This window comes from Rhodoplanes elegans, from assembly GCF_016653355.1.
Taxonomy (GTDB): Bacteria; Pseudomonadota; Alphaproteobacteria; order Rhizobiales; family Xanthobacteraceae; genus Rhodoplanes; species Rhodoplanes elegans.
The window spans coordinates 30911-44169 of sequence record NZ_NHSK01000067.1 but is presented as its reverse complement, the minus strand read 5'-3'; the positions used below and the strand labels follow the sequence as shown (position 1 = coordinate 44169).

General features: G+C 66.8%; 19 protein-coding genes. All 19 read left to right on the top strand.

Features of this window, described 5'->3' with window-relative positions:
- The first annotated feature begins 112 nt into the window (after positions 1-112).
- The 19 genes from CCR97_RS06870 to rplE all read left to right on the top strand — a co-directional run bounded on the left by CCR97_RS06870 (position 113) and on the right by rplE (position 13233).
- Positions 113-1792: an alpha-amylase family glycosyl hydrolase gene (locus CCR97_RS06870; RefSeq protein ID WP_244670314.1), complete on the top strand. Its 1680-nt coding sequence runs from the start codon at positions 113-115 to the stop codon at positions 1790-1792.
- A gap of 471 nt (positions 1793-2263) precedes the next feature.
- Complete coding sequence (gene rpsL, locus CCR97_RS06865; protein WP_008385443.1) at positions 2264-2635, top strand: 30S ribosomal protein S12; 372 nt, start codon at positions 2264-2266, stop codon at positions 2633-2635.
- Between the two features lie 18 nt (positions 2636-2653).
- Positions 2654-3124, top strand: a complete 471-nt coding sequence (gene rpsG / locus CCR97_RS06860) for a 30S ribosomal protein S7 (RefSeq protein ID WP_111355893.1) — start codon at positions 2654-2656, stop codon at positions 3122-3124.
- A 39-nt stretch (positions 3125-3163) separates the two neighbouring features.
- Complete coding sequence (gene fusA / locus CCR97_RS06855; RefSeq protein ID WP_111355891.1) at positions 3164-5236, top strand: elongation factor G; 2073 nt, start codon at positions 3164-3166, stop codon at positions 5234-5236.
- A gap of 64 nt (positions 5237-5300) precedes the next feature.
- Complete coding sequence (gene tuf, locus CCR97_RS06850) at positions 5301-6491, top strand: elongation factor Tu (protein ID WP_111355890.1); 1191 nt, start codon at positions 5301-5303, stop codon at positions 6489-6491.
- Between the two features lie 109 nt (positions 6492-6600).
- Positions 6601-6909, top strand: a complete 309-nt coding sequence (gene rpsJ, locus CCR97_RS06845) for a 30S ribosomal protein S10 (RefSeq protein ID WP_008385434.1) — start codon at positions 6601-6603, stop codon at positions 6907-6909.
- A 37-nt stretch (positions 6910-6946) separates the two neighbouring features.
- The gene (rplC, locus tag CCR97_RS06840) at positions 6947-7699 is read left to right on the top strand and encodes a 50S ribosomal protein L3 (RefSeq protein ID WP_111355888.1); all 753 of its coding nucleotides are present in this window, start codon (positions 6947-6949) and stop codon (positions 7697-7699) included.
- A 1-nt stretch (position 7700) separates the two neighbouring features.
- Positions 7701-8321, top strand: a complete 621-nt coding sequence (gene rplD / locus CCR97_RS06835; protein ID WP_111355886.1) for a 50S ribosomal protein L4 — start codon at positions 7701-7703, stop codon at positions 8319-8321.
- The gene (locus CCR97_RS06830) at positions 8318-8617 is read left to right on the top strand and encodes a 50S ribosomal protein L23 (protein ID WP_111355884.1); all 300 of its coding nucleotides are present in this window, start codon (positions 8318-8320) and stop codon (positions 8615-8617) included. Before rplD ends, CCR97_RS06830 begins: the two co-directional genes overlap by 4 nt.
- A 10-nt stretch (positions 8618-8627) precedes the next feature.
- Positions 8628-9464: a 50S ribosomal protein L2 gene (gene rplB / locus CCR97_RS06825; RefSeq protein WP_111355883.1), complete on the top strand. Its 837-nt coding sequence runs from the start codon at positions 8628-8630 to the stop codon at positions 9462-9464.
- An 11-nt stretch (positions 9465-9475) separates the two neighbouring features.
- The gene (rpsS, locus tag CCR97_RS06820) at positions 9476-9754 is read left to right on the top strand and encodes a 30S ribosomal protein S19 (protein ID WP_111355882.1); all 279 of its coding nucleotides are present in this window, start codon (positions 9476-9478) and stop codon (positions 9752-9754) included.
- Positions 9755-9770: 16 nt separating this feature from the next.
- A complete protein-coding gene (gene rplV, locus CCR97_RS06815) occupies positions 9771-10154 on the top strand; it encodes a 50S ribosomal protein L22 (protein WP_111355880.1) in 384 nt (127 codons plus the stop codon).
- Between the two features lie 10 nt (positions 10155-10164).
- Positions 10165-10875: a 30S ribosomal protein S3 gene (gene rpsC, locus CCR97_RS06810; RefSeq protein WP_111355879.1), complete on the top strand. Its 711-nt coding sequence runs from the start codon at positions 10165-10167 to the stop codon at positions 10873-10875.
- Positions 10876-10913: 38 nt separating this feature from the next.
- The gene (gene rplP, locus CCR97_RS06805) at positions 10914-11327 is read left to right on the top strand and encodes a 50S ribosomal protein L16 (RefSeq protein ID WP_111355877.1); all 414 of its coding nucleotides are present in this window, start codon (positions 10914-10916) and stop codon (positions 11325-11327) included.
- A gap of 14 nt (positions 11328-11341) precedes the next feature.
- Positions 11342-11548, top strand: a complete 207-nt coding sequence (gene rpmC / locus CCR97_RS06800) for a 50S ribosomal protein L29 (RefSeq protein WP_111355874.1) — start codon at positions 11342-11344, stop codon at positions 11546-11548.
- 11 nt (positions 11549-11559) lie between these two features.
- Positions 11560-11805, top strand: coding sequence for a 30S ribosomal protein S17 (rpsQ, locus tag CCR97_RS06795; protein WP_111355873.1), 246 nt, complete (start codon positions 11560-11562; stop codon positions 11803-11805).
- A 39-nt stretch (positions 11806-11844) separates the two neighbouring features.
- Positions 11845-12213 (top strand): 50S ribosomal protein L14, encoded by a 369-nt coding sequence (gene rplN / locus CCR97_RS06790; RefSeq protein WP_111355871.1) that lies wholly within the window; start codon positions 11845-11847, stop codon positions 12211-12213.
- Positions 12213-12530 carry a 50S ribosomal protein L24 gene (rplX, locus tag CCR97_RS06785; protein WP_111355869.1) on the top strand — a complete coding sequence of 106 codons (318 nt, stop codon included), beginning with the start codon at positions 12213-12215 and terminating at the stop codon, positions 12528-12530. Before rplN ends, rplX begins: the two co-directional genes overlap by 1 nt.
- Positions 12523-13233 carry a 50S ribosomal protein L5 gene (gene rplE / locus CCR97_RS06780; protein ID WP_111355868.1) on the top strand — a complete coding sequence of 237 codons (711 nt, stop codon included), beginning with the start codon at positions 12523-12525 and terminating at the stop codon, positions 13231-13233. The genes rplX and rplE overlap by 8 nt, the downstream gene beginning before the upstream one ends.
- The last annotated feature ends 26 nt before the right edge of the window (positions 13234-13259 follow it).

The window sequence follows — 13259 nt, the reverse complement described above, 5'->3', positions numbered from 1 at the left end:
CGTGGGCACGGCGCGCCTGTGGCGCACCTTTGCCCACCCTACGAAACTGTGCTGCTCTGCAAAAATGCGGCGAACCGGGTGGCCCCGGCTGCGTTCGTCTACCGGTATGCCGATGGACGAAGAGGGGGCCGCCATGGACGCGCTGGCCGAGCACACCACATCCGAACACAGCACAGCCGGGCTCGCGCCCGGACGGCCGCCGTCGTGGTGGCAGACCGGGATTCTCTACCAGATCTACCCGCGCTCGTTTCAGGACTCGAACGGCGACGGGATCGGCGACCTCGCCGGCATCCTGCGGCGGCTGCCGCACCTGGTCGAGCTCGGCGTCGACGCGCTGTGGCTGTCGCCGATCTTCCCGTCGCCGATGGCGGACTTCGGCTACGACATCTCCGACTACACCGGCATCGATCCGATCTTCGGCTCGCTCGACGACTTCGACGCGCTGCTAAGGGCGGCGCATGCGCACGGCCTCAAGGTGCTGCTCGACCTCGTCCCCAATCACACCTCCGACCGCCACCCTTGGTTCGAGGAGAGCCGGTCGTCGCGCGACAACCCGAAGCGCGACTGGTACATCTGGCACGATCCAGCGCCCGACGGCGGGCCGCCGACCAACTGGCTGTCGGAGTTCGGCGGCAGCGCCTGGGAGTTCGACCCGGCGACCGGCCAATACTACTACCACGCCTTCCTGAAGGCTCAGCCCGACCTCAACTGGCGCAACCCGGCGGTGCGCGAGGCCGTCCACGACGTCATGCGGTTCTGGCTGAAGCGCGGAGTCGACGGCTTCCGGGTCGACGTGATCTGGCACCTGATCAAGGACGACGCCTTCCGCGACAACCCGCCGAATCCCGACTGGCAGCCGGGGCGGCCGCCGGTCGAATCGGTCGTGCCGCTCTACACCACCGACCGTCCCGAGGTGCACGACGTCATCGCCGGGATGCGCCGGGTGGTGGAGGAGTTCGACGAGCGGGTCCTGATCGGTGAGATCTACCTGCCGATCGAGCGCCTGGTCGCTTATTACGGGACGGACCTCTCGGGCGCCCATCTGCCGTTCAACTTTGCGCTACTGAACGCGCCCTGGGACGCCCGGCGAATCGCCCAGCTCGTCGAGGAGTACGAGGCGTCGTTGCCGAGCGGCGGCTGGCCGAACTGGGTGCTGGGGAATCACGACCGCCCGCGGGTCGGCAGTCGAATCGGTCGGGAGCAGCTCCGGGTCGCCGCGATGCTGCTGCTCACCTTGCGCGGGACGCCGACCATCTATTACGGCGAGGAGATCGGGATGGTCGACGTCGCCATCCCGCCGGACCGGGTGCGCGACCCGTACGAGAAGAACGTGCCGGGAATCGGCGTCGGCCGCGACGGCTGCCGCACGCCGATGCAGTGGGAGCGGGGCGAGTCGGCCGGCTTCACGGAGGCCGAGCCGTGGCTCCCGACGGCTGCCGATTCGGAGATTGAAAATGTTGAAAATCAACGGGATGACGCCGGTTCTTTGTTCAATCTCTACCGCCGCCTGATCGCTCTGCGCCGGCGCCGGCCGGCGCTGACCCGCGGCAGCTACGAGCCGATCGCGGCGAGCGGCGATCTCCTCGTCTATGTCCGCTCGCTCGACGCCGATCGCGTCATGGTCGCCCTCAATCTCGGCGCCGAGCCGGTCAGCCTCACGGTGCGGGGTGCCGTCTCGAACGGACGGATTCTGGTGTCGTCGTCGGCCGATCGTGACGGCGAGGAGGTCGTCGGAGAAATATACTTGCGCAGCCACGAGGGCGCCATCGTCGGTCTCGATCCGGCGCCGTGACGGGATCGCCCAGGATACGGGCAGCGCGGGGAAAAACCTCGCAGGCGTGAAGCCGTTGGCGCTTGACTTCACCCGGTGTGGCCGTTAAAACCCGCCCACTTTTCGGCAGGCGGTGAGCTTCGCTGATCGGAACGGCTTGTCTCGCGAATACGAATTCGGCGCCTTTAGGTCCGGGTTCGACGGCGAGACACTGCAGCCTCGACGATTGACGCTCAAACGCTGCCGCTGACACACGACTGTCAGTCCTGGGTACAAGACCGCGAGGCGGTGACGCCACGTGGTCCTCTGTCGATGGGGCGTCATCCCCTCCAGCGGGGGTTGGCGCGCGGTGCGTTTGCGCGTGAGCGCGAACGCGAACGTTTCGACGCGGGCGGGCATCCCGGCAACGGGGGCCTGTTAGGCGGGGAAACCCGCGATGTCGGGAAAAACCCGCTGGGCGGGGAACACCCGCAGGGAGACTGAAGGCGAGCGATGCCGACGATCAATCAGCTCATCCGTAATCCGCGGGTCCCGCAGCGGGCGCGCAAGAAGGTGCCGGCCCTCCAGCAGAGCCCGCAGAAGCGCGGCGTTTGCACGCGCGTCTACACGACGACGCCGAAGAAGCCGAACTCGGCGCTCCGCAAGGTCGCCAAGGTGCGCCTCACCAACGGGTTCGAGGTGATCGGCTACATCCCGGGCGAGGGCCACAATCTGCAGGAGCACTCGGTCGTCATGATCCGCGGCGGCCGCGTGAAGGACCTGCCGGGCGTGCGCTACCACATCCTGCGTGGCGTGCTCGACACCCAGGGCGTCAAGAACCGCAAGCAGCGCCGTTCGAAGTACGGCGCGAAGCGGCCGAAGTAAGAACCGGGAGAACACGACATGTCTCGTCGTCACCGTGCAGACAAGCGCGAAATCCTCCCGGATCCGAAGTTCGGGAACGTCGTCGTCACGAAGTTCATGAACTCGATCATGTACGCCGGCAAGAAGTCGGCCGCGGAGGCGATCGTCTACGGCGCCTTCGACATCATCGAGGGCAAGACCAAGAGCAACCCGCTGTCGGTCTTCCAGACGGCGCTCGACAACGTGATGCCGGCCATCGAGGTGCGCTCGCGGCGCGTCGGCGGCGCCACCTACCAGGTGCCGGTCGAGGTCCGCACCGACCGCCGCCAGGCGCTCGGCATCCGCTGGCTGATCTCGGCGGCGCGCGACCGCAACGAGAAGACCATGACGGAGCGGCTCTCGGCCGAGCTGCTCGACGCCTCCAACAACCGCGGCAACGCGGTGAAGAAGCGCGAGGACACGCACCGCATGGCGGAAGCGAACCGCGCGTTCTCGCACTACCGCTGGTGATGCGGGCGAAGCTCGAGAGACATTGAAGGAGATCCCCCCGTGGCGCGCCAGCATCCGATCGAGGACTACCGCAATTTCGGCATCATGGCCCACATCGATGCCGGCAAGACGACGACCACGGAGCGGATCCTCTACTACACCGGGAAGAGCCACAAGATCGGCGAGGTCCATGAGGGCGCCGCCACCATGGACTGGATGGAGCAGGAGCAGGAGCGCGGCATCACGATCACGTCGGCCGCGACGACCGCCTTCTGGCGGGGCAAGCGCCTGAACATCATCGACACGCCCGGGCACGTCGACTTCACCATCGAGGTGGAGCGTTCGCTCCGCGTGCTCGACGGCGCCGTATGCGTGCTCGACTCCAACCAGGGCGTCGAGCCGCAGACCGAGACGGTGTGGCGCCAGGGCGACAAGTACAAGGTCCCGCGGATCGTCTTCGCCAACAAGATGGACAAGATCGGGGCCGACTTCTTCAAGTGCCTCGACGACATCAAGACCCGCCTCGGCGCCAAGCCGGTGGCGATCCAGCTGCCGATCGGTGCCGAGAGCCAGTTTAAGGGCCTCATCGACCTGATCCGCATGGTCGCGGTGGTGTGGGACGACGAGACGCTCGGCGCCAGCTACAAGGACGTCGAGATCCCGGCCGACCTGCTCGACCAGGCCAAAGAATACCGCGAGATGATGATCGAGGCCGCCGTCGAGCTCGACGACGACGTGATGACGGCCTACCTCGAGGGCAACGAGCCCGACGAGGCGACGCTGCGCCGCCTGATCCGCAAGGCGGTGATCACCGGTGCGTTCTATCCGGTGCTGTGCGGCTCGGCCTTCAAGAACAAGGGCGTGCAGCCGCTGCTCGACGCCGTGGTGGACTTCCTGCCGTCGCCGATCGACGTGCCGGCCATCAAGGGCATCGACCCCAAGGGCAACGAGGTGGTGCGTCCGCCCGAGGACACCCAGCCGCTCGCCGCGCTCGCCTTCAAGATCATGGACGACCCGTTCGTCGGCACCATCACGTTCTGCCGGATCTACTCGGGCATCCTCCAGTCGGGCACGGGCGTCGTCAACTCGACGCGCGAGCGCAAGGAGCGCATCGGCCGCATGCTGCTGATGCACGCCAACAACCGCGAGGACATCAAGGAGGCCTATGCGGGCGACATCGTCGCGCTGGCCGGCCTGAAGGAGGCTCGCACCGGCGACACGCTGTGCGATCCGAACAACCAGGTCATTCTCGAGAAGATGGAGTTCCCGGACCCCGTCATCGAGATCGCCATCGAGCCGAAGTCGAAGGCCGACCAGGAGAAGCTCGGCGTCGCGCTCGCCAAGCTCGCGGCCGAGGACCCGTCCTTCCGCGTGTCGACCGACCAGGAGTCCGGCCAGACCATCCTCAAGGGGATGGGCGAGCTGCATCTCGACATCAAGGTCGACATCCTCAAGCGCACCTACAAGGTCGACGCCAATATCGGCGCGCCGCAGGTGGCCTATCGCGAGAAGCTGACCAAGTCGGTCACGATCGACTACGTCCACAAGAAGCAGACGGGCGGCTCCGGCCAGTTCGCCGGCGTGAAGATCCAGGTCGAGCCGGGCGAGCCGGGCTCCGGGTTCGCGTTCGAGAACGCGATCATCGGCGGCGCGGTGCCGAAGGAGTACATCCCGGGCGTCGAGAAGGGCCTCAACTCGGTCCTCGGCTCCGGCGTGCTCGCCGGCTTCCCGGTGGTCGACCTCAAGGTGTCGCTCATCGACGGCAAGTACCACGACGTCGACTCGTCGGCGCTCGCGTTCGAGATCGCGTCGCGCGCCGCGCTGCGCGAAGCCCTGCAGAAGGGCGGGTCGGTGCTGCTCGAGCCGATCATGAAGGTCGAGGTCGTGACGCCCGAGGATTACACGGGCTCGGTCATCGGGGATCTCAATTCCCGCCGCGGCCAGATCCAGGGCCAGGACATGCGTGGCAACGCCAACGTCGTGAACGCGATGGTGCCGCTCGCCAACATGTTCGGCTACGTCAACACCCTGCGGTCGATGTCGCAGGGACGTGCCACGTTCACGATGCAGTTCGACCACTACGAGCAGGTTCCGAACAACGTGGCTCAGGAGGTGCAGGCCAAGTTCGCCTGAGGGCGCGCGGCCTGACCACCACGACCGCAACGACAGAGACGACCAGAGGCAACGGAGAGTCCCGATGGCCAAAGAGAAGTTCGAACGTAACAAGCCCCACTGCAACATCGGCACGATCGGGCACGTCGATCACGGCAAGACGACGCTGACGGCCGCGATCACGAAGGTCCTCGCCGAGACGGGCGGCGCGACGTTCACGGCTTACGACCAGATCGACAAGGCTCCGGAAGAGAAGGCGCGCGGCATCACCATCTCGACCGCGCACGTCGAGTACCAGACCCAGAAGCGCCACTACGCGCACGTCGACTGCCCCGGGCACGCCGACTACGTGAAGAACATGATCACGGGCGCGGCCCAGATGGACGGCGCGATCCTGGTCGTGTCGGCCGCCGACGGTCCGATGCCGCAGACCCGCGAGCACATCCTGCTCGCCCGCCAGGTCGGCGTGCCGGCGCTGGTCGTGTTCATGAACAAGGTCGACATGGTCGACGATCCGGAGCTGCTCGAGCTCGTCGAGCTCGAGGTTCGCGAGCTCCTCTCCAAGTACAACTTCCCGGGCGACAAGATCCCGATCATCAAGGGCTCGGCCCTGATGGCGCTCGAGGGCAAGGACGAGAAGCTCGGCAAGAACGCGATCCTCGAGCTGATGGCGGCGGTCGACGACTACATCCCGCAGCCGGATCGTCCGAAGGACCAGCCCTTCCTGATGCCGGTCGAGGACGTGTTCTCGATCTCGGGCCGCGGCACCGTGGTGACCGGCCGTATCGAGCGCGGCGTCGTGAAGGTCGGCGAGGAAGTCGAGATCGTCGGCATCAAGCCGACCGTCAAGACCACGGTCACCGGCGTCGAGATGTTCCGCAAGCTGCTCGACCAGGGCGAGGCGGGCGACAACGTCGGCTGCCTGCTGCGCGGCACCAAGCGCGAGGACGTCGAGCGCGGCCAGGTGCTGTGCAAGCCGGGCTCCGTGAAGCCGCACACCAAGTTCAAGGCCGAGGCCTACATCCTCACCAAGGAGGAGGGCGGCCGCCACACGCCGTTCTTCACCAACTACCGCCCGCAGTTCTACTTCCGCACCACCGACGTGACCGGCGTCGTGCACCTGCCGGAAGGCACCGAGATGGTGATGCCGGGCGACAACATCGCCATGACGGTCGAGCTCATCGTGCCGATCGCCATGGAGGAGAAGCTGCGCTTCGCCATCCGCGAGGGTGGCCGCACGGTCGGCGCCGGCGTCGTCGCCAGCATCATCGAGTGAGCGGCGAATAGCGAATGGGGAGTAGCGAACGGCGTTCGCTACTCGCTACTCGCTACTCACTATTCGCCCCTCGCAGTCACTACTCGCGCCTATCGAGGCAGAGAAGACCATGAACGGCCAGAACATCAGAATTCGCCTCAAGGCGTTCGACCACCGGATTCTCGACGCCTCGACGCGCGAGATCGTGGCGACGGCCAAGAGGACGGGCGCGCAGGTTCGCGGGCCGATCCCGCTGCCGACCAAGATCGAGAAGTTCACCGTCAACCGCTCGCCGCACGTCGACAAGAAGAGCCGCGAGCAGTTCGAGATGCGCACTCACAAGCGGCTGCTCGACATCGTCGATCCGACCCCGCAGACCGTGGACGCCCTGATGAAACTCGACCTCGCCGCTGGCGTCGACGTCGAGATCAAGCTCTAAGGCGCGACACGGTAGAGCGCAGAAAGGGACGAGAACGATGCGTTCCGGTGTGATCGCACAGAAGCTCGGGATGACCCGCGTCTACACCGACGCGGGCGAGCACGTGCCCGTCACGGTGCTCCGGCTGGCCAAGTGCCAGGTCGTGGCTCACCGCACCATGGACAAGAACGGCTACGTCGCCATGCAGCTCGGCTCGGGCGCGAGGAAGCCGAAGAACACGCCCAAGGCCGAGCGTGGCCACTTCGCCGTGGCGAAGGTCGAGCCGAAGCGCAAGGTGGTCGAGTTCCGCGTGAACGACGACGCGCTGATCCCGGTCGGCGCCGAGATCACGGCCGATCACTTCGTGGTCGGGCAGTTCGTCGACGTCACCGGCACCTCGACCGGCAAGGGCTTCGCCGGACCGATGAAGCGGTGGAACTTCGGCGGCCTGCGCGCCTCGCACGGCGTGTCGATCTCGCACCGCTCGCACGGTTCGACCGGCGGCCGTCAGGATCCGGGCAAGACCTTCAAGAACAAGAAAATGGCCGGCCATCTCGGCGTCGAGCGGGTGACCACGCTGAACCTCAAGGTGGTTCAGACGGACGTCGACCGCGGCCTCATCCTCGTCGAGGGTGCGGTGCCGGGCGTCAAGGGCGGCTGGATCACGGTGCGCGACGCCGTGAAGAAGTCGCTGCCGAAGGACGCTCCGCGTCCGGGCAAGTTCCGTCTGCCGACCGAGGACGGTGCGGTGAATGGCGCGATCCCGGCCGGCGAGGCGACCGAGGCTGCGGCACCGGGCGAGGGAGCGTAAGATGGAATTCACGGTCACCACCCTCGACGGCGACACCGCTGGCTCGATCGATCTGTCGGCCGAGATCTTCGGTCTCGAGCCGCGCGCCGACCTGATCCAGCGCTGCATCGTCTGGCAGCTGTCGCGCCGCCAGGCCGGCACCCACGCGGTCAAGAACCGCGCGGAGATCTGGCGCACCGGCAAGAAGATGTACAAGCAGAAGGGCACCGGCAGCGCCCGTCACGGCTCCGCCCGCGTGCCGCAGTTCCGCGGCGGCGGCCGCGCCTTCGGCCCGCAGCCGCGCAGCCACGCGATCGACCTGCCCAAGAAGGTGCGCTCGCTGGCTCTGCGCCACGCGCTCTCGGCCAAGGCGAAGGACGGCGGCATCGTCGTGCTCGACAAGGCGGCACTCGACGACGGCAAGACGAAGACGCTCAAGGCGCGGTTCGAGAAGCTCGGGCTCGCCAACGCGCTGATCATCGACGGCGCCGAGCTCGAGTCGAAGTTCTCGCTGGCGGCCCGCAACATTCCGAACATCGACGTGCTGCCGATCCAGGGCATCAACGTCTACGACATCCTGCGTCGGAACAAGCTGGTGCTGACGCGGGCCGCGGTCGATGCGCTGGAGGCGCGCTTCAAATGAGCACCCGAGACCCGCGCCACTACGACGTGATCGTCAGCCCGATCATCACCGAGAAGGCCACCGTCGCGTCCGAGCACAACCAGGTGCTCTTCAACGTCCGCAAGACCGCCACCAAGCCGCAGATCAAGGACGCGGTGGAGAAGCTCTTCGACGTCAAGGTGAAGGCCGTCAATACGCTGATCCGCAAGGGCAAGCTGCGGCGCTTCCGCGGCGTGAAGGGCGAGACCTCGGACGTCAAGAAGGCGATCGTGACCCTCGAGGAGGGGCACCGGATCGACGTGACCACCGGGCTCTGAGGAAACGGCGATGGCACTCAAGACATACAAGCCGACCACTCCGGGCCAGCGTCAGCTCGTTCTGGTCGACCGTTCGGGCCTCTACAAGGGCAAGCCCGTCAAGGCGCTCACCGTCGGCAAGAGCTCGTCGGGCGGCCGCAACAACACCGGCCGCACCACGGTGCGGTTCCGCGGCGGCGGCCACAAGCAGTCGCTGCGTCTCGTCGACTTCAAGCGGGCGAAGCACGACCAGCCGGCGACCGTCGAGCGGATCGAGTACGATCCGGGCCGCTCGGCCTTCATCGCCCTGATCAAGTATCAGGACGGCGAGCTCGCCTACATCCTGGCGCCGCAGCGCCTCGCGCCCGGCGACACGGTCGTCTCCGGCGAGAAGGTCGACGTGAAGCCGGGCAACGCGATGCCGCTCTCCTCGATGCCGATCGGCACGATCGTGCACAATGTCGAGCTGAAGATCGGCAAGGGCGGCCAGATCGCCCGCTCGGCCGGCACCTACGCGCAGATCGTCGGCCGCGACCGCGACTACGTCATCCTGCGCATGAACTCGTCCGAGCAGCGCCTCGTGCACGGCCGCTGCATGGCGACCGTCGGTGCGGTGTCGAACCCGGACCACATGAACACCTCGATCGGCAAGGCGGGACGCTCCCGCTGGCTCGGTCAGCGGCCGCACAACCGCGGCGTCGCGATGAACCCCGTCGATCACCCGCACGGCGGCGGCGAAGGCCGCACCTCGGGCGGCCGGCATCCGGTGTCTCCGTGGGGCTTCCCGACCAAGGGCAAGAAGACCCGCAAGAACAAGAGCACCACCAAGTTCATCGTTTCCAGCCGCCACGCGCGGAAGAAGAAGTAAGGAAGCACGAGATGGCGCGCTCCGTCTGGAAAGGCCCGTTCGTCGACGGCTATCTGCTCAAGAAGGCGGAAGCCGCCCGCTCGTCCGGCCGTCACGACGTGATCAAGATCTGGTCCCGGCGGTCGACGATTCTGCCGCAGTTCGTGGGGCTGACCTTCGGGGTCCACAACGGCCACAAGCACGTCCCCGTGCTGGTGACCGAGGAGATGGTCGGGCACAAGTTCGGCGAGTTCTCGCCGAGCCGTACGTTCCACGGCCACTCCGGCGACAAGAAAGCCAAGCGGGCGTGAGGCGAGGGAACGAGAGATGAGCAAGACAGCACGTCCCCGCAGCCTCCCGGACAACGAGGCGAAGGCGGTGGCCCGGATGCTCCGGGTCTCCCCGCAGAAGCTCAATCTGGTCGCGCAACTCATTCGCGGCAAGAAGGTGCAGACTGCGCTCGCCGACCTCGAGTTCTCGCGCAAGCGCATCGCCCGCGACGTCCGCAAGTGCCTGCAGTCGGCGATCGCCAACGCCGAGAACAACCACGACCTCGACATCGACGACCTGGTCGTGTCGCAGGCCCACGTGGGCAAGGCGCTGGTGATCAAGCGCTTCGTTCCGCGCGGCCGTGGTCGCTCGGGCAAGATTCTGAAGCCGTTCTCGCACCTGACGATCGTCGTTCGTCAGGTCGAAGCCGCCGCATCCTGAGGAGAGCCCCATGGGTCAGAAGGTCAATCCGATCGGGCTGCGCCTCGGGATCAACCGTACCTGGGATTCGCGCTGGTTCGCCGGCAAGAACGAGTACGGCAAGCTGATGCACGAGGACATGGCGATCCGGACCGAGCTGCTCAAGCAGCTCAAGCAGGCCGCCGTCTCCCGCATTGTCATCGAGCGGCCGCACCGGAAGTGCCGCGTCACCATCCACTCGGCCCGGCCGGGCGTGGTGATCGGCAAGAAGGGCGCCGACATCGAGAAGCTCCGCCGCAAGGTCGCGGCGCTGACCAACTCGGACGTCGTGCTCAACATCGTCGAGATCCGCAAGCCCGAGCTCGACGCGCAGCTCGTGGCCGAGTCGATCGCCCAGCAGCTCGAGCGTCGCGTCGCCTTCCGTCGCGCCATGAAGCGCGCCGTGCAGTCGGCGATGCGTCTCGGCGCCGAGGGCATCCGCATCAACTGCTCCGGCCGACTCGGCGGCGCCGAGATCGCCCGCATGGAGTGGTACCGCGAGGGCCGCGTGCCGCTGCACACGCTGCGCGCCGACGTCGACTACGGCGTCGCCACGGCGTTCACCACCTACGGCACCTGCGGCGTGAAGGTGTGGATCTTCAAGGGCGAGATCCTCGAGCACGATCCGATGGCGCAGGACAAGCGCGCGGCCGAGGCCGACGCCAGCGGCGGCTCGAGCCGTCCGCGGCGCGACGCGGCGTGACGCGCGGTCGCACAAGGACATAAGAAAGGCGACGATCCATGCTGCAACCAGCGCGCACGAAGTTCCGCAAGGCGCACAAGGGCCGCATCAAAGGTGTTGCGACCAGCGGGACGACCCTGGCCTTCGGCCAGTTCGGCCTGAAGGCGATGGCGCCGGAGCGGATCACGGCCCGCCAGATCGAGGCGGCCCGCCGGGCCATGACGCGCCACATGAAGCGCGCCGGCCGGGTGTGGATCCGCATCTATCCGGACGTGCCGATCTCCAAGAAGCCGCTCGAAGTCCGAATGGGCTCCGGCAAGGGCGCGCCCGAGTACTGGGTGGCGCGCGTGAAGCCCGGCCGCATCCTGTTCGAGGTCGACGGCGTGACGAGCGAGATCGCCCGCGAGGCGCTCACGCTGGCGGCCGCCAAGCTGCCGATCAAGACGCGCTTCATCGAGCGCATCGCCGAGTAGGGAGCGGACACGCCATGGCCAAGATCGAAGACTTCCGCACCATGACGGTCGACCAGCTCGACGACGAGCTCCTGAAGCTGAAGAAGGAGCAGTTCAACCTGCGCTTCCAGAAGGCGACGGGTCAGCTCGAGAACACCTCGCGGGTGCGGCAGGTCCGCCGCGACATCGCCCGGATCAAGACGGTGGCGCAGACCAAGCGCGCAGCCGCCGGTACGAAGTAAGGAGAACGACGATGCCGAAGCGCATGCTGCAGGGTGTCGTGGTGGGCGACAAGCAGGACAAGACCGTCATCGTGCGGGTCGAGCGTCGTTTCACTCACCCCGTCATGAAGAAGACCGTCCGGCGCTCCAAGAAGTACCACGCGCACGACGAGACCAACCAGTACGCCGTGGGCGACACCGTGTGGATCGAGGAGCATCGTCCGATCTCCAAGCTGAAGCGGTGGTCGGTCGTCCAGGGCGAGAAGCGCGCGAAGTAAGGCCGCGCGCTCCATAACGAAAGAACAAGGCGGCTCATCATGATCCAGATGCAGACCAATCTCGATGTGGCGGACAATTCCGGCGCGCGCCGCGTCATGTGCATCAAGGTGCTGGGCGGCTCGAAGCGCAAGTACGCGACCATCGGGGACGTCATCGTGGTGTCCGTGAAGGAGGCGATCCCGCGCGGCCGCGTGAAGAAGGGCGACGTCATGAAGGCGGTCGTCGTCCGTGTGGCGAAGGACATTCGTCGTGCCGACGGCTCGGCGATCCGGTTCGACCGGAACGCCGCCGTCCTGATCAATGCCCAGATGGAGCCGGTCGGCACCCGCATCTTCGGACCGGTGCCGCGCGAGCTCCGCGCCAAGAACCACATGAAGATCATTTCGCTCGCCCCGGAGGTCCTGTGATGGCTGCGAAGATCCGCAAGGGCGACAAGGTCGTCGTTCTCACCGGACGCGACAAGGGCCGAACCGGCGAGGTGATCGAGGTCCGTCCGACCGAGAACCGCGCGCTCGTGCGCGGCGTCAACATGGTCAAGCGGCACCAGCGCCAGTCCGCCCAGCAGGAGGGCGGCATCATCTCCAAGGAGGCGCCCGTGCACCTGTCCAATCTCGCGGTCGCCGATCCGAAGGACGGTAAGCCGACCCGCATCGGGTTCAAGATTCTGGCGGACGGCAAGAAGGTCCGTTTCGCGAAGCGTTCGGGAGCCGAGATCAATGGCTGAGGACAAGAAGGACGCCAAGAAGGGCGCCAAGCCGGACGCGAAGGGCGCCAAGGGCGCGCATCCGGCCGCTCCGAATCCGAAGGCCGAGAAGGCCGCCGCCAAGGCCGCCAAGAGCGCCGCCCCGAAGGCGGCCGCCGCCGGCGAGGTCGAGGCGTCGAAGGGCCCGTCGCGCCTGCGGGTGCAGTACGACCAGACGGTCAAGCAGAAGCTGACCGAGCAGTTCGGCTACAAGAACAAGTTCGAGGTCCCGAAGATCACCAAGATCGTGATCAACATGGGCGTCGGCGAGGGTGTCGCGGACCGCAAGAAGGTCGAGCAGGCGGCCGCCGACCTGGCGATGATCTCGGGCCAGCGCCCGGTCATCACCAAGGCGCGCAAGTCGATCGCGACCTTCAAGGTCCGCGAGGGCCAGGCGATCGGCTGCAAGGTCACGCTGCGCAAGGACCGGATGTACGAGTTCGTCGACCGGCTGATCAACATCGCGCTGCCGCGCGTCCGCGACTTCCGCGGGCTCAATCCGAAGAGCTTCGACGGCGGCGGCAACTACACGCTCGGGGTGAAGGAGCACATCATCTTCCCCGAGATCGACTACGACAAGGTCGCCGAGGTGTGGGGCATGGACATCACGGTCTGCACCACGGCGCGCAGCGACGCGGAGGGCCGCGCCCTCCTGGCCGCTTTCAATTTCCCGTTCCGGCAGTGAGACGGACCGACAGCCCGTCTCAGACG

Bases quoted from the DNA above. Each gene is read 5' to 3' on its own strand.
- rpsS (WP_111355882.1), top strand. From the start codon at position 9,476: ATGGCGCGCTCCGTCTGGAAAGGCCCGTTCGTCGACGGCTATCTGCTC.
- rplC (WP_111355888.1), top strand. From the start codon at position 6,947: ATGCGTTCCGGTGTGATCGCACAGAAGCTCGGGATGACCCGCGTCTAC.
- CCR97_RS06870 (WP_244670314.1), top strand. From the start codon at position 113: ATGGACGAAGAGGGGGCCGCCATGGACGCGCTGGCCGAGCACACCACA.
- rplB (WP_111355883.1), top strand. From the start codon at position 8,628: ATGGCACTCAAGACATACAAGCCGACCACTCCGGGCCAGCGTCAGCTC.
- rplE (WP_111355868.1), top strand. From the start codon at position 12,523: ATGGCTGAGGACAAGAAGGACGCCAAGAAGGGCGCCAAGCCGGACGCG.
- rplV (WP_111355880.1), top strand. From the start codon at position 9,771: ATGAGCAAGACAGCACGTCCCCGCAGCCTCCCGGACAACGAGGCGAAG.
- rpsL (WP_008385443.1), top strand. From the start codon at position 2,264: ATGCCGACGATCAATCAGCTCATCCGTAATCCGCGGGTCCCGCAGCGG.
- tuf (WP_111355890.1), top strand. From the start codon at position 5,301: ATGGCCAAAGAGAAGTTCGAACGTAACAAGCCCCACTGCAACATCGGC.
- rpsG (WP_111355893.1), top strand. From the start codon at position 2,654: ATGTCTCGTCGTCACCGTGCAGACAAGCGCGAAATCCTCCCGGATCCG.
- rplN (WP_111355871.1), top strand. From the start codon at position 11,845: ATGATCCAGATGCAGACCAATCTCGATGTGGCGGACAATTCCGGCGCG.
- rplP (WP_111355877.1), top strand. From the start codon at position 10,914: ATGCTGCAACCAGCGCGCACGAAGTTCCGCAAGGCGCACAAGGGCCGC.
- rpsC (WP_111355879.1), top strand. From the start codon at position 10,165: ATGGGTCAGAAGGTCAATCCGATCGGGCTGCGCCTCGGGATCAACCGT.
- rpsJ (WP_008385434.1), top strand. From the start codon at position 6,601: ATGAACGGCCAGAACATCAGAATTCGCCTCAAGGCGTTCGACCACCGG.
- rpmC (WP_111355874.1), top strand. From the start codon at position 11,342: ATGGCCAAGATCGAAGACTTCCGCACCATGACGGTCGACCAGCTCGAC.
- rplX (WP_111355869.1), top strand. From the start codon at position 12,213: ATGGCTGCGAAGATCCGCAAGGGCGACAAGGTCGTCGTTCTCACCGGA.
- rplD (WP_111355886.1), top strand. From the start codon at position 7,701: ATGGAATTCACGGTCACCACCCTCGACGGCGACACCGCTGGCTCGATC.
- CCR97_RS06830 (WP_111355884.1), top strand. From the start codon at position 8,318: ATGAGCACCCGAGACCCGCGCCACTACGACGTGATCGTCAGCCCGATC.
- rpsQ (WP_111355873.1), top strand. From the start codon at position 11,560: ATGCCGAAGCGCATGCTGCAGGGTGTCGTGGTGGGCGACAAGCAGGAC.